The 23,147-nt window shown below is 60.1% G+C and carries 24 protein-coding genes; 13 read left to right on the top strand and 11 right to left on the bottom strand.

The genetic code is table 11. The features are described 5' to 3' along the window. Position 1 precedes the first annotated feature (1 nt). Entirely contained in the window at positions 2-817 is an 816-nt protein-coding gene (gene pstB / locus VGC33_RS00265) for a phosphate ABC transporter ATP-binding protein PstB (protein ID WP_331117811.1), read from the top strand. A 47-nt stretch (positions 818-864) separates the two neighbouring features. Here pstB and purN read toward each other — a convergent pair whose 3' ends face one another. Next, a complete protein-coding gene (gene purN, locus VGC33_RS00260; protein ID WP_331117809.1) occupies positions 865-1,503 on the bottom strand; it encodes a phosphoribosylglycinamide formyltransferase in 639 nt (212 codons plus the stop codon). Further along, positions 1,503-2,540 (bottom strand): phosphoribosylformylglycinamidine cyclo-ligase, encoded by a 1,038-nt coding sequence (purM, locus tag VGC33_RS00255; RefSeq protein WP_331117807.1) that lies wholly within the window; start codon positions 2,538-2,540, stop codon positions 1,503-1,505. Before purM ends, purN begins: the two co-directional genes overlap by 1 nt. A gap of 233 nt (positions 2,541-2,773) precedes the next feature. Here purM and upp point away from each other — a divergent pair, with 233 nt between their 5' ends. The 3 genes from upp (at position 2,774) to hda (ending at position 5,577) form a co-directional block, all read left to right on the top strand. After that, complete coding sequence (gene upp / locus VGC33_RS00250; protein ID WP_162368174.1) at positions 2,774-3,400, top strand: uracil phosphoribosyltransferase; 627 nt, start codon at positions 2,774-2,776, stop codon at positions 3,398-3,400. A 57-nt stretch (positions 3,401-3,457) separates the two neighbouring features. Beyond that, positions 3,458-4,756 (top strand): uracil permease, encoded by a 1,299-nt coding sequence (gene uraA / locus VGC33_RS00245; RefSeq protein WP_331117805.1) that lies wholly within the window; start codon positions 3,458-3,460, stop codon positions 4,754-4,756. A 107-nt stretch (positions 4,757-4,863) separates the two neighbouring features. Continuing rightward, complete coding sequence (gene hda, locus VGC33_RS00240; RefSeq protein WP_410016754.1) at positions 4,864-5,577, top strand: DnaA inactivator Hda; 714 nt, start codon at positions 4,864-4,866, stop codon at positions 5,575-5,577. A gap of 52 nt (positions 5,578-5,629) precedes the next feature. Here the strand turns inward: hda and bepA are convergent, their stop codons facing one another. The 3 genes from bepA to VGC33_RS00225 all read right to left on the bottom strand — a co-directional run bounded on the left by bepA (position 5,630) and on the right by VGC33_RS00225 (position 8,252). Next, a complete protein-coding gene (bepA, locus tag VGC33_RS00235; RefSeq protein ID WP_331117802.1) occupies positions 5,630-7,102 on the bottom strand; it encodes a beta-barrel assembly-enhancing protease in 1,473 nt (490 codons plus the stop codon). 92 nt (positions 7,103-7,194) lie between these two features. Further along, entirely contained in the window at positions 7,195-7,662 is a 468-nt protein-coding gene (gene bcp, locus VGC33_RS00230) for a thioredoxin-dependent thiol peroxidase (RefSeq protein ID WP_331117800.1), read from the bottom strand. Next, positions 7,662-8,252, bottom strand: coding sequence for a glycine cleavage system transcriptional repressor (locus tag VGC33_RS00225; protein WP_331117798.1), 591 nt, complete (start codon positions 8,250-8,252; stop codon positions 7,662-7,664). Before VGC33_RS00225 ends, bcp begins: the two co-directional genes overlap by 1 nt. A gap of 128 nt (positions 8,253-8,380) precedes the next feature. Here VGC33_RS00225 and dapA point away from each other — a divergent pair, with 128 nt between their 5' ends. The 6 genes from dapA (at position 8,381) to VGC33_RS00195 (ending at position 14,671) form a co-directional block, all read left to right on the top strand. Further along, on the top strand, positions 8,381-9,271 hold the full coding sequence (gene dapA, locus VGC33_RS00220; protein WP_331117796.1) for a 4-hydroxy-tetrahydrodipicolinate synthase: 891 nt from the start codon (positions 8,381-8,383) through the stop codon (positions 9,269-9,271). Between the two features lie 18 nt (positions 9,272-9,289). Continuing rightward, complete coding sequence (gene bamC, locus VGC33_RS00215; protein ID WP_331117793.1) at positions 9,290-10,339, top strand: outer membrane protein assembly factor BamC; 1,050 nt, start codon at positions 9,290-9,292, stop codon at positions 10,337-10,339. A 69-nt stretch (positions 10,340-10,408) separates the two neighbouring features. Beyond that, positions 10,409-11,122 (top strand): phosphoribosylaminoimidazolesuccinocarboxamide synthase, encoded by a 714-nt coding sequence (gene purC, locus VGC33_RS00210; RefSeq protein ID WP_331117791.1) that lies wholly within the window; start codon positions 10,409-10,411, stop codon positions 11,120-11,122. Positions 11,123-11,258: 136 nt separating this feature from the next. Next, the gene (gene ypfJ, locus VGC33_RS00205) at positions 11,259-12,107 is read left to right on the top strand and encodes a KPN_02809 family neutral zinc metallopeptidase (RefSeq protein WP_331117789.1); all 849 of its coding nucleotides are present in this window, start codon (positions 11,259-11,261) and stop codon (positions 12,105-12,107) included. 25 nt (positions 12,108-12,132) lie between these two features. Next, the gene (locus VGC33_RS00200) at positions 12,133-12,585 is read left to right on the top strand and encodes a DUF441 domain-containing protein (protein WP_331117787.1); all 453 of its coding nucleotides are present in this window, start codon (positions 12,133-12,135) and stop codon (positions 12,583-12,585) included. A gap of 1 nt (position 12,586) precedes the next feature. Beyond that, entirely contained in the window at positions 12,587-14,671 is a 2,085-nt protein-coding gene (locus VGC33_RS00195; RefSeq protein WP_331117785.1) for a tRNA(Met) cytidine acetyltransferase TmcA, read from the top strand. Between the two features lie 21 nt (positions 14,672-14,692). Here the strand turns inward: VGC33_RS00195 and VGC33_RS00190 are convergent, their stop codons facing one another. The 4 genes from VGC33_RS00190 to VGC33_RS00175 are packed head-to-tail and all read right to left on the bottom strand — an operon-like array spanning position 14,693 to position 17,063. Then, positions 14,693-14,881, bottom strand: a complete 189-nt coding sequence (locus tag VGC33_RS00190; protein ID WP_331117783.1) for a YpfN family protein — start codon at positions 14,879-14,881, stop codon at positions 14,693-14,695. Between the two features lie 4 nt (positions 14,882-14,885). Continuing rightward, on the bottom strand, positions 14,886-15,560 hold the full coding sequence (locus VGC33_RS00185) for a M15 family metallopeptidase (protein WP_331117781.1): 675 nt from the start codon (positions 15,558-15,560) through the stop codon (positions 14,886-14,888). Beyond that, the gene (gene dapE / locus VGC33_RS00180; RefSeq protein WP_331117779.1) at positions 15,557-16,684 is read right to left on the bottom strand and encodes a succinyl-diaminopimelate desuccinylase; all 1,128 of its coding nucleotides are present in this window, start codon (positions 16,682-16,684) and stop codon (positions 15,557-15,559) included. The genes VGC33_RS00185 and dapE overlap by 4 nt, the downstream gene beginning before the upstream one ends. A gap of 1 nt (position 16,685) precedes the next feature. Then, the gene (locus tag VGC33_RS00175; RefSeq protein WP_331117777.1) at positions 16,686-17,063 is read right to left on the bottom strand and encodes an ArsC family reductase; all 378 of its coding nucleotides are present in this window, start codon (positions 17,061-17,063) and stop codon (positions 16,686-16,688) included. A 757-nt stretch (positions 17,064-17,820) separates the two neighbouring features. Between VGC33_RS00175 and ypfM the strand changes: the two genes are divergently transcribed. Continuing rightward, complete coding sequence (gene ypfM, locus VGC33_RS23210) at positions 17,821-17,880, top strand: protein YpfM (protein ID WP_410016756.1); 60 nt, start codon at positions 17,821-17,823, stop codon at positions 17,878-17,880. 121 nt (positions 17,881-18,001) lie between these two features. On the opposite strand, the gene acrD is transcribed toward ypfM, so the two are convergent. Continuing rightward, positions 18,002-21,178: a multidrug efflux RND transporter permease AcrD gene (acrD, locus tag VGC33_RS00170; RefSeq protein WP_331117775.1), complete on the bottom strand. Its 3,177-nt coding sequence runs from the start codon at positions 21,176-21,178 to the stop codon at positions 18,002-18,004. Positions 21,179-21,484: 306 nt separating this feature from the next. On the opposite strand from acrD, the gene nudK reads away from it, so the two are divergent. After that, the gene (gene nudK / locus VGC33_RS00165) at positions 21,485-22,063 is read left to right on the top strand and encodes a GDP-mannose pyrophosphatase NudK (protein WP_331117967.1); all 579 of its coding nucleotides are present in this window, start codon (positions 21,485-21,487) and stop codon (positions 22,061-22,063) included. 122 nt (positions 22,064-22,185) lie between these two features. Beyond that, the gene (locus VGC33_RS00160; protein ID WP_331117773.1) at positions 22,186-22,893 is read left to right on the top strand and encodes a phage antirepressor KilAC domain-containing protein; all 708 of its coding nucleotides are present in this window, start codon (positions 22,186-22,188) and stop codon (positions 22,891-22,893) included. A gap of 99 nt (positions 22,894-22,992) precedes the next feature. Here the strand turns inward: VGC33_RS00160 and VGC33_RS00155 are convergent. Continuing rightward, a partial coding sequence (locus VGC33_RS00155; RefSeq protein ID WP_414636861.1) for a transketolase-like TK C-terminal-containing protein occupies positions 22,993-23,147 on the bottom strand: 155 nt, incomplete at its 5' end.

The raw sequence follows: 23,147 nt of genomic DNA, 5'->3' as shown, positions 1-23,147 counted from the left end.
CATGTCCCTGATACCCCCCGATCTTTTTGCGCAGATGCCGGATGTCCAGCGCTTTACCCCGCAGCAGACCATTCTGGAGACCGAAGGCCTTAACGTCTCCTACGCCGGGCGTCCGGTGCTGGAGGATATCAGCCTGCGCATACCCAGGCAGCGCATTACCGCGCTGATAGGGCCGTCCGGCTGCGGCAAATCGACCCTGCTGCGCTGTTTTAACCGCATGAACGATTTGAACGAGGATTGCCGCGTCGAGGGCGCGGTCCGCCTGGCGGGGCGCGACGTTAACGACGCCGGGCAGGATGTGGTGGCGCTGCGGCGGCGGGTGGGCATGGTGTTCCAGCGTCCCAATCCCTTTGCGAAATCCATTTACGATAACGTGGTATACGGCCTGCGCCTGCTGGGCATTCGCGACCGGCGGGTGCTGGACGACGCGGCCGAACAGGCGCTGCGCGCCGCGGCGTTATGGCATGAGGTAAAAGATCGACTGAAGGAAAATGCGTTCCGCCTGTCCAACGGGCAGCAGCAGCGGCTGGTCATTGCCAGGGCGATAGCCATTGAACCGGAAGTATTGTTGCTGGACGAACCGACCTCGGCGCTCGATCCCATTACCACGCTTACCATCGAGGAACTAATGATTTCGCTGAAGGCGCATTTCACCCTGGTGCTGGTGACCCACAACATGCAGCAGGCGGCGCGGGTATCGGATTATACCGCCTTTATCCACCAGGGCCGGCTGGTGGAGTATGCCGCCACCGACAGGCTGTTCACCTCGCCGGCGCAGCGTAAGACGGAGGAATATATTACCGGCCGCCTGCGCTAGTTCGCCCGGCGCGCTTACCGGCCGGCCGCGCCGGCTTCAGCCGGCGTTCATTCGGCCGCGTAGCCGGCGGGCGGCAGGAGGCCGCCGTCCAGCCAGGCGGCGTTGTCGTTTAACGCCAGCCGTCCGTCCAGCAGCCAGCCTATCACCAATGGATAAATGTCATGTTCCTGGGTTTTGATGCGGGCGATAAGATCGGCCTCGGCGTCATCGGCAAAGATGGGCACTTTAGCCTGCAGGATAACCGGGCCGCCATCCAGCTGTTCCGTGACGAAATGCACCGAGGTGCCGTGCACGTCGTCGCCATTGGCCAACGCCTGGCGATGGGTATGCAGGCCCGGATACAACGGCAGCAGGGAAGGGTGGATATTCAGCATCCGCCCGGCGTAGCGGCCGACAAATTCCGGCGACAGGATGCGCATATAGCCGGCCAGGATCACCGCGTCCGGCTGATAGCGGTCGATGGCGTGCGATAACGCGCGGTCAAACGCGGCGCGATCGGGATAATCGCCCGGCGACAGCGCGTGGGCGGGCACATCGGCCCTGGCCGCGCGCGTGAGTCCGAACGCGTCGGCCCGGTTGCTGAATACCGCCGCCACCCGCGCCGGTATTCTTCCCTGCCGGCAGGCGTCGATGACCGCCTGAAGATTGCTGCCCTCGCCCGAGATCAGCACCACCAGTTTTTTCATTAACGAATAATCACCCGTTCGTCGCCGTTCAATGCCTGGATTTCACCCAGTTTCCAGGCGGTTTCGCCCAGATCGGCCAGCAGCGACAGCGCCCGATCGGCGCTGTGCGCGGGCACCACCAAAATCATGCCGACGCCGCAGTTAAAGGTGCGGTACATTTCATGGCTGCTGACGTTGCCGGCCTGCTGCAGCCAGCCGAATACCGCCGGCCATTGCCAACTCCCTTCGTCGACCACGGCCTGGGTGTCGGCCGGCAATACCCGCGGGATATTTTCCCAGAAGCCGCCGCCGGTGAGGTGGGCGATGGCATGGATCTCGGTTTGGGCGATAAGTGTGAGCAGCGCCTTGACGTAAATGCGCGTCGGTTCGAGCAGATGGTCGGCCAGGGGCTTGCCGGCGAGCTGGGTGGTCAGCGGATCGGTGTGGCTGAACGCGAGAATTTTACGCACCAGCGAATAACCGTTGGAGTGAGGACCGCTGGAGGCCAGGGCCAACAGCGTATCGCCGGCCTTCACCTTACTGCCGTCGATGATGTCCGACTTTTCCACCACGCCGACGCAAAAACCCGCCACATCATAATCCTCGCCATGATACATGCCGGGCATTTCCGCCGTTTCGCCGCCGACCAGGGCGCAGCCGGACTGTTTACAGCCCTCGGCGATGCCGGTAATCACCGCCGCCGCGGTGTCCACGTCCAGTTTGCCGGTGGCGAAATAATCCAGGAAAAACAGCGGCTCGGCGCCCTGTACCACCAGATCGTTGACACACATCGCCACCAGGTCGATGCCGATGGTATCGTGACGTTTTAAATCCATCGCCAGACGCAGTTTGGTGCCGACGCCGTCGGTGCCCGACACCAGGATGGGCTCGCGATATTTCTGCGGCAGCGCGCACAGCGCGCCGAACCCACCCAGCCCGCCCATGACTTCCGGGCGTGTTGTCTGTTTTACCACACCTTTGATGCGGTCTACCAAGGCGTTGCCGGCATCAATATCCACGCCTGCGTCTTTATAGCTGAGAGAGGTTTTATCGGTCACTGCAAGATCCCCACGGAGATGGTATGTTGGCTTGTATTCTGGCGCTGGCAATTCTAACAGCGTGAGCAATCGTTTGCGAGTGGTGTCGTCAAACGCCCCCGGCTTTTATTGTCCAGCGTTTATTTCGCGTCACGGTTGATCAGGATCAGCTATTTTCATATGGCCCGGCAAAAAAAAGGGGTTATAATCTCGCGATTTTTTTGCGCAATTAATGCTACTTGGGGAGAATAATGATGAAGATCGTTGAGGTAAAGCACCCGCTTGTTAAACATAAGTTAGGTTTGATGCGTGAAAATGATATCAGCACCAAGCGTTTTCGTGAATTGGCCTCGGAAGTGGGAAGTTTACTGACCTACGTAGCAACCGCCGATCTTGAAACTGAAAAGGTCACCATCGAAGGATGGTGCGGTCCGGTGGAAATTGAACAAATCAAGGGTAAAAAGATAACCGTGGTGCCCATCCTGCGCGCGGGTCTGGGCATGATGGACGGCGTGCTGGAAAACGTGCCCAGCGCGCGCATCAGCGTGGTCGGCATGTATCGGGATGAGACCACCCTGGAGCCGGTGCCCTATTTCCAGAAGCTGGCCTCGAGCATTGACGAGCGCATGGCGCTGGTGGTGGACCCGATGCTGGCCACCGGCGGCTCGATGATCGCCACCATTGATTTGCTGAAAAAAGCCGGCTGCAAGAGCATCAAGATATTGGTGCTGGTGGCGGCGCCGGAAGGTATCGCGGCGTTGGAAAAAGCCCATCCCGATGTCGAGCTGTACACCGCCGCCATCGACAAGGGGCTTAACGAGCATGGCTATATCATGCCGGGCCTCGGCGACGCGGGCGATAAACTCTTCGGCACCAAATAAAATCAAGCCGGCCGGCAGGCCGGCTTTTTTTTGCTTATCACTTTAAGGAAACCCAACATGACCCGTCGCGCCATTGGTGTTGATGAACGCCCGCCGTTACTGCAAACCATTCCGCTCAGTTTTCAGCATCTGTTCGCCATGTTCGGCGCCACGGTGCTGGTACCGATTTTATTTAAGATCAATCCGGCCACCGTGCTGCTGTTCAACGGCATCGGCACGTTGCTGTACCTGTTCATCTGCAAGGGCAAAATCCCGGCATACCTGGGGTCGAGCTTTGCCTTTATTTCGCCGGTGCTGCTGTTGCTGCCGATGGGCTATGAAGCGGCGCTGGGCGGATTTATCGCCTGCGGCGCGCTGTTTTGCCTGGTGGCGTTAATCGTCAAGGTGGCCGGCATCGGCTGGATTGACGTGGTGTTCCCGCCTGCCGCCATGGGCGCCATCGTCTCGGTTATCGGCCTGGAGCTTGCCGGCGTCGCCGCCAATATGGCGGGACTGCTGCCGACGGAAGGCGCGCCGGTGGCCGGCTCCACCGTGATTATTTCCCTGGTGACGCTCGGCGTTACCGTGCTGGGATCGGTGCTGTTCCGTGGTTTCCTGGCCATTATCCCGATCCTTATCGGCGTGCTGGTGGGATATGCGCTGTCTTGCGCGATGGGCGTGGTGGATTTGTCTCCGATAGCCAGCGCCCATTGGTTCGCGCTGCCGACGTTTTATACCCCGCGCTTTGAGTGGATCGGCATCCTGACCATCCTGCCTGCGGCGCTGGTGGTGATAGCCGAACACGTTGGCCACCTGGTGGTGACGGCCAATATCGTCAAAAAGGACCTGCTGCGCGATCCCGGCCTGCATCGTTCGCTGTTCGCCAACGGCGTTTCCACCATGCTGTCCGGCTTTTTCGGCTCCACGCCCAATACCACCTACGGCGAGAATATCGGCGTAATGGCGATAACCAAGGTCTACAGCACCTGGGTTATCGGCGGCGCGGCGATACTCGCCATCCTGCTGTCCTGCGTCGGCAAGCTGGCGGCGGCCATCCAGGCGGTGCCGGTGCCGGTAATGGGCGGGGTCTCCCTGCTGTTGTACGGGGTGATCGCCGCCTCGGGCATCCGGGTGCTGATTGAATCGAAAGTGGATTACAATAAGCCGCAAAACCTGATCCTCACCTCGGTTATCCTGATAATCGGCGTCAGCGGCGCCAAAATCCATTTAGGCGCCGCCGAATTGAAAGGCATGGCGCTGGCCACCGTGGTCGGCATCGGCCTGAGCCTGCTGTTCCGGGTGATTACCCTGATGCGCGGCGAAGAGGTGATTATCGAGGCGACCGAACTGCCGGCGCCCGACAGCGCCGAAAAATAACGCCGCGATAACGGGTATGGTGAAAACCCGTGAACGGCGTCCGGCGGTGAACCAATACGCCGCCGGGGCAATTCTATGATAAACTCTGACGGTTACCGCCCGTATGCATAGAGGTCTTTCTGAACACGCCGGCACAGCTTTCCTTACCGCTTTATCTCCCCGACGACGAAACCTTCGCCAGCTTTTATCCAGGCGAAAACCGGTCGTTGCTGGCGGCGCTGCACAGCATGCTGGCGCAGGAACACGGCAGCTATCTTTACTTCTGGTCGCGCAAGGGCGGAGGACGCAGCCACCTGATGCACGCCGCCTGCGCCGAGCTTTCCCAACGGGGGGAGGCGGTGGGGTATGTGCCGCTGGATAAGCGCACCTGGTTTGTGCCTGAGGTCATGGACGGCATGGAGCAACTGGCGTTGGTCACCATCGATAACATTGAATGCATCGTCGGCGACGAACCCTGGGAAATGGCCATTTTCAACCTGTACAACCGCATCCAGGAAACGGGCCGCACCCGGCTTATCATCAGCGGCAACTGCCCGCCGCGCCAGCTTAACCTGAACCTGCCCGACCTGGCATCGCGCCTGGACTGGGGGCAGATTTACCGCCTGCAGGCCCTTTCCGATGAAGAAAAAGGGGCCGCGCTGCAGCTGCGGGCCAGGCTGCGCGGTTTTGAGCTGCCGGAAGACGTCAGCCGCTTTTTACTTAAACGACTGGAACGGGACATGCGCACCCTGTCGCATACCCTCGATCAGCTCGATCACGCCTCCATTCGCGCGCAGCGCAAGCTGACCATCCCGTTTGTAAAAGACATCCTTAACCTGTAAAGCGGCGCGGGCCCGCGCCGCGTTATCGCATTATGCCGGCGAAGCATCGCCCTCAGGTTTTGGTAAAGGGTTTAAAGCGTTTTTGCAGCTGGCGCAACTGGTCGATGCGCGCGTCGTAGCGGGCCTGCTGCAGGCTGCCGAGCTTCACCTGCGAACTGGCGCTGCTTAACGCCCGCACCGCCTGATCCAGCTCGCCGTTCAGCGCCAGGCTTTCGGCGCGCGCCGCCAGTTCCTGATCGCGCAGTCCCTGGCCGGCGTTGGCCTGCGCCAGCAGATCCCAGCCGTTGGTGTCGTCCGGATGGTTAAAGGTGTAGCGGTTAAGGAGGCGGCTGGCGTCGGCAAAACGTTTACCTTCCACATAGGCGTTGGCCAGGTTAAGCAACAGCACCGGATTGGCGTTATTGTCCTGCACCCTGACCAGCGCTTCCAGCCGGGTAATGGCCCGTGGCGCCTGCTGCTGCGCCAGATCGATATCGGTCATCAAATCCACCAGCCACACGTTGGCCGGCTGTTTGCCCAGCAGAGGCTGCAGTGTCCTGCGGGCATCGTCGTATTTTTTCGCCTGATAGAACAGGATGGCCTGACCGTATTCGGCGGCAAGCTGTTGACGCGCGTTGCCTTTTTTCCAGGCGGCGATCAGGTCGTCGTTCAACAGAATGTTGCCCGAACCGTACATGCCGAGAATCCGCGCCTTGGCCAGATAGAAATCCTGCGATGAGTCTATGACCAGATGCTTCATCTGGTTTGCCCGGTTGCGGATGTCCGATAGACGGCTCATCGGCAGGGGATGGGTAAGCAGCATCTCCGGCGGCGCGGTGGAGTAGCGCACCCGATCGGAGAGTTTTTGCAGGAAGTCCGGCATGGCCTGCGGATCAAAGCCGGAACGTTGCAGCACCTGGATGCCGATGCGATCCGCTTCCTGCTCGTTCGCCTGGGTGAAGCTTATCATGCCCTGCTGGCTGCCGGCGATGGTGCCGCTCAGGCCGGCCATGCCCATCTGCGGATTGGCCATGGTCAATAATATCGATCCCAGCACGCCGGCCCAGGTCAGGGGGGCGTTGCGCTTCTGATCTTCCATCGCCCGCGCCAGATGGCGCTGGGTGACATGGGAAAGCTCATGGGCCAGCACCGAGGCCAGCTCGCTTTCGTTGCCGGTATAGTAGAACAGGGCGGAATGCAGCACCACGTTGCCGCCGAAGAAGGCGAAGGCGTTCAGCTCTTCGCTGTGGATCAGGAAAAAATGGAACGGGGTGCGCACCGAGTTGGCGTGCGCCACCAGCACGCCGCCCAGATGATTGATGTAGGTGTTAAGCAGGGGATCGTTAATCAGCGGTGCGCCGCCCCGCATCTGGCGGACATAAAAATCCCCCATCTGCATTTCCTGGTCGATGCTGAGCGTGCTGCCCGCCGTGGTGCCCATATCCGGCAGCTGATCCTGTAAATCGTCGGCCATCGCCCGCGGGCCGCCGGCGGCCATGGCGGTCAACAGGCCGGCGACAAGACTCTTTTTCATCCATGCGTACATAAACACTCCAACCTTAACCTGGGAGATATCACTTTGACAGCGCGGGCCGGAAAGTGTTCTCGCCGCGCCCGAGGCCCGGACGCCTGGCCCCGTTAAGCCTCCTGGAGATAAGCCAGCACGATGTCGTGGTGATTGCTGGTCTTGAAGTCGTCGAAGACTTTTTCAATATTGCCGTCCAGGCCCACCAGGAAGCTGATGCGATGGATGCCGTCATAGGTTTTGCCCATAAAGGATTTTTCACCCCAGACGCCGAACTCTTCGGCCACCTGATGATCCGCATCGGACAACAAGGTGAAATTCAGCAGTTCCTTTTCGGCGAAACGCGACAGTTTCTCCGGCTTGTCGGTGCTGATGCCCAGCACTTCCACCCCCGCTTTTTTCAGCTCGTCCATATTGTCGCGCAGTCCGCATGCCTGGACGGTACAGCCGGGCGTCATGGCTTTGGGATAAAAGTAGACCAATACTTTTTGTCCCTGGAAGTCGGTCAGGCTGACCTGTTCGCCGTCCTGATCGGGCAAACTAAATTTCGGGGCGGTATCGCCGGCTTTCAGTGGCATCATTAACATACTCCATCTTTCTCTTGATTCTGTGGATGATTCACAATGCTAATACTGCCTTGCGCATTCAGTTCTGTACAGAGTTGATGAAACCTATCTTCGATCTGCTCCACCGGCCAGCCGGAGGGACCGTGCGCGGTAATCTGGATATTCAGGCGCGGCGGCGCGTCGCCCCGTGCCGGCTGGGTTTTTGACGCCAGCTCGGCGATGTTCATCTGCTGATTATCGAAAAGATCGGTAAAACGCTCGATTAAATGCGGCGAGTCCTGCACGTCGACCTTGACCCAGACGGTATTCGGCGTCGCCTGCTGCTCGCCGGCGTTGGTGCGTTTCATGACAATCAGCAGGTCCAGCTCGGCGCCCTTGAGCGGCAGGGTGGATTCAATCAGGGTAATGGCGTTCCAGGTGCCCGACAACAGCATGATAAGCGTAAACTCTTCACCCAGCATGGCCAGACGGCTATCTTCGATATTGCATCCGCAACTGCTGACATGACGGGTGATGGTATTGACGATGCCGGGACGGTCGGCGCCAAGCGCGGTAATGACCAGATAGTGTTGTTGTGACTGCGGCAAAATGGTGCTTCCTGTCATGGCTGATGTGATTTACATGGTAACCCTAAAAAAAACCTGCTGCCAAGGGCTTACATGGCCGATGTTTGCTTGCTTTTGGATAGGCGACAAAAGTACCATGAATAACCTGTTTGTGGAGGGGATGGTCAATGTTTACGGGAAGCTTTATCGGCAGCATAGTTGCGCTGGTGACACCAATGGATGGCAAGGGCGCCGTCGATTGGGTCAGTCTGAAGAAATTAATCGATTATCATGTGGCCAGCGGGACGTCGGCCATCGTTTCCGTCGGGACGACGGGAGAATCGGCCACGCTGAGCCACGATGAACATGGCGAAGTGGTCATGCGCACGCTGGAACTCAGCGACGGACGGATCCCGGTCATCGCCGGCACCGGCGCCAATTCCACCGCCGAGGCGGTGAGCCTGACGCAGCGCTTCAACGACAGCGGCGTGGTGGGATGCCTGACGGTGACGCCTTATTACAATAAACCGACCCAGGAAGGCTTGTTCCAGCACTTCAAGGCGATTGCCGAACACACCGATCTGCCGCAAATCCTGTATAATGTGCCGGCGCGTACCGGATGCGATATGCTGCCGCCGACCATAGGGCGTTTGTCGAAAATCAAAAATATCGTGGCTGTTAAGGAAGCGACGGGGAACTTAAACCGCGTCAGCCAGATCCAAGAGCTGGTTGATGAGGACTTTATCCTGCTGAGCGGCGACGATTCCACGGGTCTGGACTTCATGCAACTGGGCGGTAGAGGCGTGATTTCCGTCACGGCCAATATCGCCGCGCGGGAAATGGCGGAGCTATGCGCCCTGGCGCTCGAGGGCAATTTTGCCGAAGCGCGTCGCCTGAACCAACGCCTGATGCCGCTGCATCAGAAATTATTTATTGAATCCAACCCAATTCCCGTTAAGTGGGCCTGTAAAGCATTGGGATTAATGGCAACCGATACGTTACGTTTGCCGATGACGCCGCTGACCGAGAATGATAGCCGTGTTGTTGAGCAAGCTTTAATGGATGCCGGTTTGCTATAACTCTGTTAGGGAGAATTGATGGCTTATTTATTGCAAAAGTCGATGGCGGCAAAAGTGGTGGGCGCGTCATTGTTCATGCTGCTTGCGGCCTGTTCCAGCGATCAACGCTACAAACGTCAGGTAAACGGCAACGAAGAATACCTGAAAGCGCCGGCGCTTCGCGCGCTCAACAGTCCATCAGGGATGATCCTGCCGGTGCAGAGCGGGGATTATGAGGTTCCCGCGGCGACCGCCAGGGGGAGCGTGGGCAAGGACCTGGACATTCGTCCACCGGCGCAGCCTTTGGCTTTGCTTGACGGTTCCCGCTCGCAATATACGGGCGATACCGCGGTCATCCAGCTTGAAAACAGCGCGCAGTCCCGCGACCTCTGGTCCAAGGTGGTCGCGGTGGTGCAAAGCAAAGGTTACGCCATCGCCTCCCGCCAGGACGGCAGCCAGATGCTGAACACCGATTGGGTGCAGTGGACCCGGGCCGACGAGGATGTGCAATACCGCGGCCGTTACCAGGTAAGCCTGCGCACCGAAGGTTACCAAACCTCGCTGATGGTCAAGTCCTTAGGGCTTGAACAGCAGGGCAATCCGGTCAGCGCGCCGGCCGTGGTGCAGCGTTATACCGTCGCCATGCTGAACAGCGTGGCGCAGGGGATCGAACAGCTCGACAGCGACCGGGCGAGTAAAATCGCCTCGGGCCAGACGGCGGACCTGAGCGTTATCAGCGGCGCCGACGATTCCGGCCTGCCGTTGCTGGTGGTGCGTTCCCCTTATGCCGTGGTGTGGCAACACCTGCCGGCGGCGCTTGAAAAAATCAGGATGAAGGTCACGGATACCAGCCGTCCGCTGGGCACCATTTCCGTGAGCTATGATGCGCCGGGCAGCGGCACCTGGGACGATCTGGGCGTGAAGGATCCGGATCTGCGCAACGGCGACTACAAGTTGCAGGTCGGCGATCTGGGCAACCGCAGCACCCTGCAGTTTACCGATCCCAAGGGTCATACCCTCACCCAGGCGCAAAACGACGCGCTGGTGGCGGTATTCCAGGCGGCGTTCAGTAAGACGTCCGGCAAGTAATGAACAAAAAAGGGGCTTTGGCCCCTTTTTATTTTAAGTTATGCGAAATCTTCCACTGGAGTAAACAAGATGCAAAAGTTAGCTGAGTTGTATCGCGGGAAGGCGAAAACGGTCTACACCACCGAAGACCCGGATTTGCTGATCCTGGAATTCCGCAACGATACGTCAGCATTGGACGGCCAGCGAATCGAGCAGTTCGATCGCAAAGGCATGATCAATAATAAATTCAATTATTTTATCATGACCAAACTGGCCGAGGCCGGGATCCCGACGCAAATAGTCCGCCTGCTTTCCGATACCGACGTGCTGGTGAAAAAACTTGCCATGGTGCCGGTGGAGTGTGTCGTGCGCAACCGTGCCGCCGGCTCCCTGGTCAAGCGCCTGGGAATAGAGGAAGGCCTGGTCCTTAATCCGCCGTTGTTCGATATGTTTCTAAAGAACGACGCCAAACACGACCCGATGATTAACGAATCCTACTGCGACACCTTCGGCTGGGTCAGCGCACCGCATCTGGCGCGCATGAAGGAGCTGACCTACCGCGCCAATGACGTGCTCGGCAAAATATTCGACGACGCGGGCCTTATCCTGGTGGACTTCAAGCTTGAATTCGGCCTGTTTAACGGCGAAGTGGTGCTGGGAGATGAATTCTCGCCGGACGGCAGCCGCCTGTGGGACAAAGACACGCTGAATAAAATGGATAAAGACCGCTTCCGCCAGAGCCTGGGCGGGGTCATCGAAGCTTACGAGGAAGTTGCCCACCGTATCGGCGTAACGCTGGATTAACGACGCAATCGATTACCTGGCGTCGCCCCGGCATGCCCGGGCGACGCCGACGGCCGATCGGCCCGGGCATGCCACCGTCCGAAACGGCATTTTGTGCTATCCTCCACGGTATAACTGAACAGCCGTGGGTAAGCGTATGCGTTGGCAAGGACGTCGCGAAAGCGACAATGTTGAAGACAGGCGTAATTCATCTTCCGGCGGCGGCGGACTGCGCATTCCCCTGCGCGGCAAGACGGGGGTGGTGGTGCTGATCGTGGTGGTGGCGGCCGGTTATTACGGCATCGATTTAACGCCCTTGCTGACCGGCGGGCAGCCCGCGCAGCAGTCATCGCCCCAGCGGACCGGCCCCGACGACGAGGCGGTTAAATTCACCTCGGTTATCCTCGCCACCACCGAGGATACCTGGAAGGAGATTTTCCAGCGTACCGGCAACACCTACGCGCCGCCCAGGCTGGTGATGTACCGCGGCGCCATGCGCACCGGCTGCGGCACCGGCCAGTCGGTGATGGGGCCTTTTTATTGCCCCGCCGACAGCACGGTATATATCGATCTGTCGTTTTATGATGAAATGAAAACCAAACTCGGCGCCGGCGGTGATTTCGCCCAAGGCTATGTGATAGCCCATGAAGTGGGACACCACGTCCAGCAACTGCTGGGCACCGGGCAAAAGGTCAGGCAAATGCAGCAGGGCGCTTCGCAGCAACAGGTAAACCGGCTTTCGGTGAAAATGGAGCTGCAGGCGGATTGCTATGCCGGCGTCTGGGGGAATGCCATGCAAAAACAGCAGGTCCTCGAGACAGGCGATCTGCAAGAGGCGCTGGACGCGGCCACGGCGATTGGCGATGACCGCCTGCAGCAGCGCGGGCAGGGCAGGGTGGTGCCGGACAGTTTTACCCATGGCACTTCGCAACAACGCTATACCTGGTTTAAACGTGGTTTCGACACCGGCGATATGAATCAATGCGATACCTTCGCCGGTCGCTAAAGGACTCGCAGGGACGGACAACGACATGACATTTCTGGATCCTACGCTGCTTATCTTGCTGGCGCTGGCTGCGTTGGGCATTATCAGCCATAACAACACCGTTACGGTGGCGATCCTGGTATTACTGATTATCCGCATTACCCCCCTTAGCCACTTTTTCCCCTGGGTGGAAAAGCAGGGGCTGACGCTTGGCATCATTATCCTGACCATCGGCGTCATGGCGCCGATAGCCAGCGGCACGATTTCCGCCGGCAGCGTCATGCACTCCTTCCTGCACTGGAAATCGCTGCTGGCCATCCTTATCGGCGTGGCGGTGTCGTGGCTGGGGGGCCGGGGCGTTTCGCTCATGGCCCATCAGCCCTCGGTGGTGGCCGGACTGCTGGTGGGAACGGTGATGGGTGTGGCGCTGTTTCGCGGCGTGCCGGTCGGGCCGCTGATTGCCGCGGGCATCCTGTCCCTGTTGATCGGCAAAACCTGATATGGCCGGGGCATCCGCCGAGGCAACGGACCCCTGGCGCCAGGCGACGGCCCGCATGCGGCGCGCGGGCGTGCGCCGTTTGCTGGTGGTCAGCGGCGACGCCGGCTGGTGTCTCGCCCAGGCGCAAATGCTGCGCGGCCGGTTGCCGGGAGACTGGCTTTGGGTCGGCGCGCCGCAGGCGGGCTGGCCGCGGTACTGCCCTCCCGCCGCGCTGCGCACGCTGTTGGGACGTGAATTCAGGCATGCGGTATTCGACGCGCGCCGCGGCCTGGCGGTGGATGCGCTGGCGGCGCTGGCCGGCACGCTGCGCGCCGGCAGCTGGCTGGTGCTTCTGGTGCCCGCTTGGAGCCTCTGGGAGACGCTGCCCGATGCCGATTCCCTGCGCTGGAGCGAACGCCGCGACCCCATCATCACGCCGCATTTTATTGCGTATTTCCGGCACAGCCTGCTGGCGGATCCCGGCGTGGCGCTGGTGCGCCAGGGTGAGGACGTTATTCTCGCGCCGCTGCCGGCGCTGCCGCCCTGGCGGCCGCCCGCGCCGGGACCTACCGATGAGCAGCAGGCATTGCTGTCCCGGCTGCTGGCGGCCGACGCCGGCGTTTTTGTCCTGACCGCGCCGCGCGGGCGGGGCAAATCGACGTTGGCCGGCATGCTGGCGGCGCGATCCGGGGGATGCTGCTGGGCGACGGCGCCATCCAAAGACACGGCGGCGGTGCTGGAACGGCATGCCGGTGACCTGGTGCGTTTTTTTGCCCCCGATGCCCTGCTGCTGCGGTGCCGCCATCATCGGGCGGCGGATTGGCTGCTGGTGGATGAGGCCGCCGCCATTCCCATGCCGCTGCTGAGGGAACTGCTTGATTATTTCCCCCGCGTTTTGTTGACCACCACCGTTCAGGGCTACGAAGGCAGCGGCCGCGGTTTCCTGCTTAAGTTCTGCGCTACGCTTGCACGCTGGCATCACCTAAGCCTTGAACAGCCCCTGCGCTGGGCCAAGGACGACCCGCTGGAGCGCTGGCTGGGCGCAACGCTGCTGTTCGACGAACCGGCGGAGCGGGCAGTCGCGCCGCCTGACGCCGCGCCGGTGCTGACCCGGCCCGTCCAGGCGCGCTGGCGGTCACATCCCCGGGAATTGCAGGATTTTTATCAGCTGTTGGCCGGCGCCCATTACCGCACCACGCCGCTGGATTTGCGCCGCTTAATGGATGCGCCCGGACAACGTTTTATTGCCGCCCGAACGGGCGATCGGTTGGCGGGCGCGCTCTGGTCGGTGGATGAGGGCGGTCTGTCGCCGGCGCTGGCGCATGAGGTCTGGGCGGGGAGGCGGCGTCCGCCGGGTAGTCTGGTGGCCCAGTCGCTGGCGGCGCACGGCGGCCTGTGGACGGCGCCCTGTTTGCGCTCCAGGCGCATCAGCCGCATTGCGGTGGCCGCCGCCGGGCGCCGCCGGGGATTAGGCAGGCAACTGGTGGCGCGGATGGTGGCCGGCGCCGCGGAACTGGATTTTGTCTCGGTCAGCTTCGGGCTTACCGATGATCTGTGGCGGTTCTGGCGGGCGGTGGGGTTTCAACTGGTGCATATCGGCACGCATCTGGAGGCCAGCAGCGGGTGCTACAGCGCCATGGCGCTGTACCCGCTCAGCGCCGCCGGGCGCCGGCTGGCGGCGCAGGGCACGGCGCTGTTAACGCGTGATGGCGATATCCGCGCGCAAGGCGACGTGCCTGCCGATGGCGCGGGCCTGGGCGTTTACCCGCGGCCGTGCGCCGGCGGACTGGAGGTTGGCGACTGGCGCAACCTGGCCGGATTCGCCTTTGCCCGGCGATCGCCGGCGGCCTGCCGTTTTTCGCTAACCCGGTTGCTGCAACGGACGGATTTGCCGCTGACCGCCCTGCGGTTATGGCTGGAGCAGCGGCTTGACGAGGGCGATATCGCAGGGCGTACCGGATTGAGCGGTAGAAAGGCGTTGACGGCGCGCTGGCGGGAGGAAACAGCGCAAGCGCTGGAGGATATCAGCGCGGAAACCTGCCGCCGCTGGCGGTTGTGGAGCACGCCGGGCGGTTATCTCCATGCCGGCGGCGAAGAGGGGCTCTAACACCGGCCGGCATACCCTGGCTTAAGGTTTTTTTTTCGGCCAGTCGTCGTCATCATCCCATTTGGCGTTGTTGTCGCGGTGCGGCGGCAGCTCAGGTTTGTCTTTCAGGTAACGTTTCACGTCAACGCGGCGCAGCTCTTTGATGCCGCTTATCAACATGCCCGCCAGGATAATCAAAATAATCCACCAGTAATCCGCCAGCCAATGCATATCCTTACTCCTTATCCACATTTCCAATATAACGGCGAAAAATGGCCGGTAATCGAGGCGTAAGCCAGGATGCCCCCGCCACATCGCGGTCTTTCCATGATGCCAGCAGCAATTCCGGCGTAAACAGGCGTTCCGCCGCCTGCGCCAGGGGACGGTAGCTCAGGTGCCACGGTTCCGCGGCCACCCCGCCGCGATCCCGGCCATAGGGACGGTAAAAACCGCACCCGGCCATATGTTCGCCCAGCCAATCGGCCAGCGGAGCGAGATAACCGCCCGGCAGATATTCCCACGGCTCCAGCTGCAGCTTCCCGCCCGCCGGCAATAAGTCCGGATCGTAGACATCCAGGTCGCTGCCCCAGTGATGGCGGCTCCCGCCCGGCAGCGCCGACCAGCGCAAAATGGCGTGGCAGCGCTCGGCCAACGTCAGGCGTTGAACATCCAGCGGCCGGCTGTCATTACCTAATAATGGCCGCTCACCGCGAAACTTGCCATTCCAGATGGCCAACTGGCGGTCAAAATCCCGAAAACTGCTGGCCGGCTGCAGGTTGAACCCCGCCTGGCGCGCCGCCCGCTGCAGGTCGTGAAAGGCGGTCACCGCTTCGGGCTGCAGGCGATGGCTAGCGCACAGCGGCGCCAGGTGCCGGTCGGTCTGGCCGGTGAGCACTTCCGGCGTCATCATAGGATCAGTTGCTCCATGATGCGCTGATACATCCGGCTTAGCAATTGCAGGTCGGCGGCGCTGACGCATTCGTTCACTTTATGGATGGTGGCGTTCACCGGCCCCAGCTCCACCACCTGCGCGCCCATGCGGGCGATAAAACGCCCGTCCGAGGTGCCGCCGGTGGTTTCCAGGCGCGGCGTCAGCTCCTGGTAATGCCTGACCGCGTTGGTGACCGCCGCCACCAGTTCTCCGGGCGGGGTAAGAAATGGCTGGCCCGATAACCACCAGTCGATATGGTAACGCAGGCCGTGGCGCTCCAGCAGCGCCGCCACCCGGGACCGGATCATGTCATCGGTCAGTTCGGTGCTGAAGCGGAAATTGAATTGCACCATCAGTTCGCCCGGGATGACGTTATTACTGCCGGTACCGGCGTGGATATTGGCGATTTGCATGGTGGTGGGGGGGAAAAAAGCATTGCCCTCGTCCCAGGTAACGCCCACCAGCTCATTGAGCGCCGCCATGGCGCGGTGCACCGGATTTTCCGCCAGATGCGGATAAGCCACATGCCCCTGGGTGCCATGCACGGTCAGCGTGGCGGTAAGCGAGCCGCGCCGGCCGTTTTTCACGATATCGCCGACCCGCAGCTGGCTTGAGGGTTCCCCGACCAGGCAATAATCCAGCCGTTCATGACGCGCCATCAGCGCTTCCACCACCTTTACCGTACCGTCGGCGCCGGTGGCCTCCTCATCGGAGGTGATAAGAAAGGCCAGCCGTCCTCGATGCTGATGATGCTGGGCGACGAAACGTTCGGCGGCCACGACCATGGCGGCCAGCGAGCCTTTCATATCGGCCGCGCCGCGCCCGAAAAGCATGCCGTCGCGCAGGGCCGGTTCGAAGGGCGGGTTATTCCAGTCGCTGGCATTGCCCCCCGGCACCACATCGGTATGGCCGGCAAACGCCAGGGTTTTACCCTCGCCGCGCCAGGCCCAAAAATTTTGCGTGGCGCCAAAGTTCATCGCCTCGACGGTAAACCCGGCGGCCCGCAGCCGGTCAATCAGCAACGCCTGGCAGCCCGCGTCGTCAGGGCTTAGGGAAGGGCGTTTGATTAACTGCTGCGCCAGCTCCAGTACCGGACAAGACATGTCAGGCCTCCTTGTGGGTGAAAAGTTGATAGCCCTCGGCGTCGAAACCCACCATCAGCCTGCCGTCAGGGGACTGCAAAACCGGCCGTTTGATCACGGCCGGGTGGCGGGCCATCAATCTGAGCGCGCCCGCGGCCTCTTGCGCCGCCAGCCGCTCGCCGTCGCCGAGCTTGCGCCAGGTGGCGCCGCGGGTGTTAAGCAGCGCCTGCCAGCCCAGGGTATCGGCGAACCCCTGCAATAACCCGCTGTCGACGCCGTCAACGCGGTAGTCATGGAACCGGTAATCAACCCGCCGCTCATCTAGCCAGCGGCGGGCCTTTTTTATCGTATCGCAGTTTTTGATGCCATAGAGCGTAAATGCTCCGTCCGGATCTGACATGGATAAACGTTACCTGTAAAAAAATCGTTGTGCCAATAATGCGGGAAAATGGCCGGGGGATCCAGACGGAGGGGCGATCATTGCGTATTGTTATGACCGGCACGCCGCCCGGTCCCTGCCCGGAGCTTAAATCCGGGCTATTAACACCGGCGATAACATAACGCGCCAATAATTAACCTTTTTCACGGATTTATTATTTATTTTAAACCTGTCGCGCGACCGGCATTAAAACTTATCTATCCCCCCGCAGCCCGATTTATTAAAAAGCGTTAACAGGAATATGAGTGCAGTAATAAATTTATAACAGTGTTTACACTTCCCGGCCATCTGTTGGCAGGGCATTCAAATTTAAGCATTTACCTTAAATATTATTTTTGTGCCGCACTGACGATCGGTCAATTAATCATAAAAAAAACTTATGGCCCAGGGTTTGGGCATATGCCTGTTTTTGTCTGGTCAAATGCGCGTGTTTTTAGTGTAAATTTGCAAAAAAATGGTTAAAATCAATAAGTAATAGAGTTTTTCGGCATATGGCGAGGAACAGGTCGTTATTTTCACATTTCGATCCAAACATTAACCCCAGCGCAAAAAAAATGGCTCTATGCGGTAAAATAATGCATCAAACCAGGGCAATAAAATGGAAAAGCGAATATATATTGTGATCTTCACCGGCAATTAAAATTAATACATCCCCAGCCCTCTATTATTTATAAAAAAGACTTTGTATAATCACCCCACAAGAAAAGAGAGGCAGGGTATGATAGATACAGAGTTAGTCACCTGGAAAGATTTCATCGAAGCAATGCTGCGCAAGTAATGTTGCGCAAGTAGTGGCAAGCAGTAACACGGCGTCGCCCAGGTTCAGCGCTGTGCGCCTGGCAAATCACCATACGAATAAATGGCCACCCCTCATCAAGGTGGCCTTTGTTTTTGGGGTGCTAAAGCCTGGCAGGGCCGTCGCCCGGCGTGTCGTCTAGGGTATCAGGCAACAGCTGGATATTGGCGTCCGGGTGTTCCTTCGACGGGAAGCGCTGGCGGATCAGCACGAAAAACAACGGGATAAAAAAGATAGCCAGCAGCGTGGCCGAGATCATGCCGCCGATAACGCCGGTGCCGACCGCGTGCTGGCTGGCCGAACCCGCCCCGCGGCTGATGGCCATCGGCAGCACGCCGAAGATAAACGCCAGCGAGGTCATCAGGATTGGCCTTAGCCGCATGCGCGAGGCGTGCAGCGTGGCCTCGATCACCCCCTGTCCCCGCTGGTTCAGCTCATTGGCGAACTCAACGATAAGGATAGCGTTTTTCGCCGACAGGCCGATAACCGTCAGCAGGCCGACCTGGAAATAAACATCGTTTTCCAGCCCCCGTATCCAGGTTCCCAGCAGGGCGCCAATCACCCCCAGCGGCACCACCAGCATCACGGAAAAAGGAATCGACCAGCTTTCATACAGCGCCGCCAGGCTCAGGAACACCACCAGCAACGAAATGGCATAGAGCGCCGGCGCCTGGGAGCCGGACAACCGTTCCTGGTACGACATCGCGGTCCATTCCAGCCCCAGGCCGTTAGGCAGACCCGCCACCAGCTTCTCCATCAGGTCCATGGCCGCGCCGTTGCTGACGCCGGCGGCGGCTTCGCCGACAATTTCCAGCGACGGCGTACCGTTGTAACGCTCAAGGCGCGGGGAGCCGTATTCCCAGTGCGAGCTGGCGAACGCCGAGAAGGGCACCATGGCGCCGCTGCCGTTACGTACATACCAGCGGTACACGTCGTCGGGCAGCATGCGGTATTTGGCCGCCGCCTGCACATAGACGCGCTTGACGCGGCCCCGATCGATAAAGTCGTTGACGTAGTTGGAGCCCCAGGCGGTTTGCAGCGTAGCGTTGATATCGGCGATGGACACGCCCAGCGCCTGCGCCTTGCGCTGGTCGATATCGATCTGCATCTGCGGGCTGTCGTCCAGGCCGTTATGCCGCACGCGCGCCAGTTCAGGCGAGGCGGCCGCCTGCGCCAGCAGCCGATCGCGCGCCTGCATCAGCGCATCGTGTCCCTGGCCACCCTTGTCCTCCAGCATCATATCAAACCCGGCGGCGTTGCCCAGGCCGGAAATGGCCGGCGGATTATTGGCCAGCACCCGCGCTTCGGGGATTTGGTTAAATACCTTGGTGGCGCGGGCGATAATGGCGGACGCGGTGCGATCGGCGCTGTTGCGATCGTCCCAATTTTTGAGGCGGATAAACATTCTGGCGACGTTTTGGCCGTTGCCGCCCGGACCGGCGCCGATGGTGGAAAATACCGACAGGACGTTATCCTTTTCGTGGGTCAGGAAATAGTTTTCCACCTTGGCCACCACCTTTAGCGTCTGTTCCTGGGTGGAGCCGGTGGGCAACTGCACCTGGCCCATAAATACCCCGCGATCCTCCTCGGGTAAAAACGATGTGGGCAGATGCAAAAACAAGAACGCCATCCCGGCCAGCAGCAGGCCGTAGAGCAGCAGCCAGCGGGCCGCCCGCTGCAATATGCGCGTTACCCCCCGCTGATAACGTTCCGTCCCCCGGTCGAACCAACGGTTAAACCAGCCGAAAAAGCCCCGCTGCGCATGCTGATGGTTCGCCGGCACGGGCTTGAGCAAGGTGGCGCACAGCGCCGGGGTTAATATCATCGCCACCAGCACCGATAGCACCATCGCCGAAACGATGGTCACCGAAAACTGACGGTAGATGGCGCCGGTGGTGCCGCCGAAAAACGCCATCGGCACAAATACCGCCGACAGCACCAGGGCAATGCCTACCAGCGCGCCCTGGATCTGGCTCATGGATTTGCGCGTGGCGTCGCGCGGCGACAGGCCTTCGGTGCTCATGACCCGCTCGACGTTTTCCACCACCACTATGGCGTCGTCCACCAGCAGCCCTATCGCCAGCACCATGGCGAACATGGTCAGGGTATTGATGCTGAATCCGCTGGCGGACAGCACCGCGAAGGTGCCGAGCAGCACCACCGGCACGGCGATGGTCGGGATCAGGGTGGCGCGGAAATTCTGCAGGAACAGGTACATCACCAGGAACACCAGGACAATGGCTTCCAGCAACGTTTTCACCACATCCTCGATCGAGGCGGTGACAAACGGCGCCGTTTCATAGGCGATTTCGGCTTTCAGGCCGCGGGGAAAAAAGGGCGCCAGTTCCGCCAGCTTTTGTTTCACCAGCCGGTTGGTATCGAGCTCATTGGCCCCGGAGGCCAGCTTGACGCCTATGCCGGCCGCGGCCATCCCGTTATAGCGCGTCAGGTAATCGTAATTCTCCGATCCTATTTCAACGGTCGCCACCTGGCCGAGCGTCACCGCCGAGCCGTCGCCGTTAACCCTGAGCGTGATGGCGCGAAACTGTTCCGGCGTCTGTAGCTGGCTTTGGGCATTGATGGTGGCGTTGAGCGCCTGGCCGTTTACCGCCGGGGTGCCGCCTAACTGGCCGACCGCCACCTGGCTGTTTTGCGCCTCGATGGCCGCGACCACATCGGCGGTGGTCATCTGGTAGTTGTTCAGGGCATCCGGATTAAGCCAGATGCGCATGGAAAATTGCGAGCCGTAGCTATCGATACTGCCGACCCCGCTGACCCGGCTGAGCGGCTCCACCAGGTTGCTCACCATGTAATCGGCGATGTCGGATTTATCCATCGAGCCGTCGGTCGAGACGAACGCCACCAGCATCAGGTTGCTGTCGCCGGTTTTGGTCACGGTGACGCCTTGCGCCTGCACCGCCTGCGGCAGCCGGCGCTGGGCCACCTGCAGCTGGTTCTGCACTTCCTGCATCGCTTCGTTGGGATCGGTGCCCGCCTCAAAGGTCAGGGTGGTGGTGGCCTGGCCGGTATTGCTGCTTTGCGAGGCCATATACAGCAGGTTGTCCAGGCCGGTCATGTTTTGTTCGATAATCTGTGTTACGGCATTTTCAACCGTTTTGGCGGAGGCGCCGGGATACTTGGAGGTTATCCGCACCGTAGGCGGCGTCAGTTTGGGATATTGTTCAATAGGCAGCGTGAATATAGCCATGGTGCCGGTCAAGGCAACGATAATTGCCAGTACCCAGGCGAAAATCGGGCGATCGATAAAAAAATTAGCCATTCAATAAAACCCCGGGGCGAGTGTCCTGATCATCGTACGGCGACGTTAACGTTCCGCGCCGCCATGGTACTTTACGCGTAGGGACGGGAGAAAACGTGGAGAAAAAAAGGAGATCGTGTAAAGAAGTACTCATGTAGTGATATCCCTGGCGCCTGCCGCCGGTTTCCCCGCCGCACCGGCATGGCGCCACCCCTGCGCCGCCCTTTGGTTTGCCGCGGTTTAGCCGGAATTACTCCCGCCCCGGCGCCGGTTTGCGCTATGATCCAGATCACGGTTCTGTTCTGGGGTCGGATTATAGAGGGCATCATGGCGTTAATGATTAAAATTATCGAGAATAAGTTGTTATCGGATCATTGGTTTGTTTTGCGCAAATTTGTCTTCGATCTGCAAAGAAAAGACGGCACGCCGGTCCGCCAGATGCGTGAAGTGTACGACCGCGGCAACGGCGCCACCATCCTGCTGTATAATAGCGACAAAAACAGCGTGGTGCTGATACGCCAGTTCCGTTTGCCCACCTATCTCAACGGCAACCCCACCGGCATGCTGTTGGAAACCTGCGCCGGGCTGCTGGACGACGACTCGCCGGAAGAGTGCATCCGGCGCGAGGCCATCGAGGAAACCGGGTATGCGGTGGGTAACGTGGAAAAGCTCTTTTCGGCGTATATGTCGCCGGGCGGCGTCACCGAACTGGTGCATTTTTTTGCCGCGGAATATAACGACGCGCTGCGCGACAACTGCGGCGGCGGCATTGAAGACGAGGATATCGAAGTGCTGGAACTGTCCTACCCGGACGCGATGGCGATGGTGCGCGACGGGCGCATCCTGGACGGCAAGACCATAATGCTGCTCCAGCAGGCGCACATCAGGGGCTGGCTTAGGGAATAACCGCCCGTGGCCCGGCCAAAAGCGCCCGGCGCCCGGTAACCGCTCCCGCCAATAAAGTACTGGATAAATACACAGCCATGCTGTATATTTATTACACTACCGGCTAAGACGTGGGGGAAGCTATGATGATATCCGCAGCGGGTTTTGAAACCCTTCATCAAACGGTCTCGATGAGCAGCCGTGAACTGGCCGGGCTGACCGGTATCTCCCACGGCGAAGTCAAACGCCTGGTCAGAAGCCTGGAGGCCTCCCGGCGCCTGAGCCAGCCTCTGCGCGCCACCGATTACCCGCGCCCGGACGGCATCTCGCAGGAATACCAGCTCAACAAGCGCGACTCGCTCACGGTTATTGCGCGGCTGTCGCCGGCCTATACCCCGGCGGTGCTCGATCGCTGGCATGAACGGGAAATGCAGCACGACCTGCCCGACTTTACCAATCCGGCGGTGGCGGCGCGCGCCTGGGCGCAGGAATATGAACGCCGGCAGGCGCTGGAAAACCGCCTCGCCGTTATCGCCCCCAAAGCGGATTTTTTCGATCGCTATGTGGTGGTCGATGAGGCGATGGGGTTCCGTCAGGTCTGCAAGTTACTGAAAGTGAAAGAAGCGGATTTCCGCCAGTTCCTGCTGGAGCGCCAGATTATGTACCGCCTGTCCGGCGTGCTTACGCCGCACCGGCAGCACCTTGAGGCGGGGCGGTTTGAACTGCGTCGCGGCACCGGCGAAAACAGCCACGCCTTTTCCCAGGCCCGGTTCACGATCAAAGGGGTGAAATGGGTCGCCGGTTTATGGGCGGCGCATATGGCCCAGGAACAAAAGGGCGCCGCGGCCTGAGCCCAGCGATTGCCCAGCCGGTCGCGGCCGCCGCCGCGTCGCCAGCAAGGTGTCTGGCGACGCGACAGGACCGCGATCGTTTGGTCTGGATGTGGAAACTTACTTGAGCAAGCCGCGCGCTTTTTCCAGCACATTCTCAACGGTAAAACCAAACACTTTAAACAGTTCCTCGGCCGGGGCCGATTCACCAAAGGTGGTCATGCCGACAATCGCGCCGTTCAGGCCGACATATTTATACCAGTAATCGGCGATGC

This window comes from Acerihabitans sp., from assembly GCF_036398755.1.
In the GTDB taxonomy this organism is placed as follows: Bacteria; Pseudomonadota; Gammaproteobacteria; order Enterobacterales; family Enterobacteriaceae; genus Acerihabitans.
Note: the sequence above shows the minus strand (reverse complement) of the source record. Positions and strands in the feature narration are given on the sequence as shown.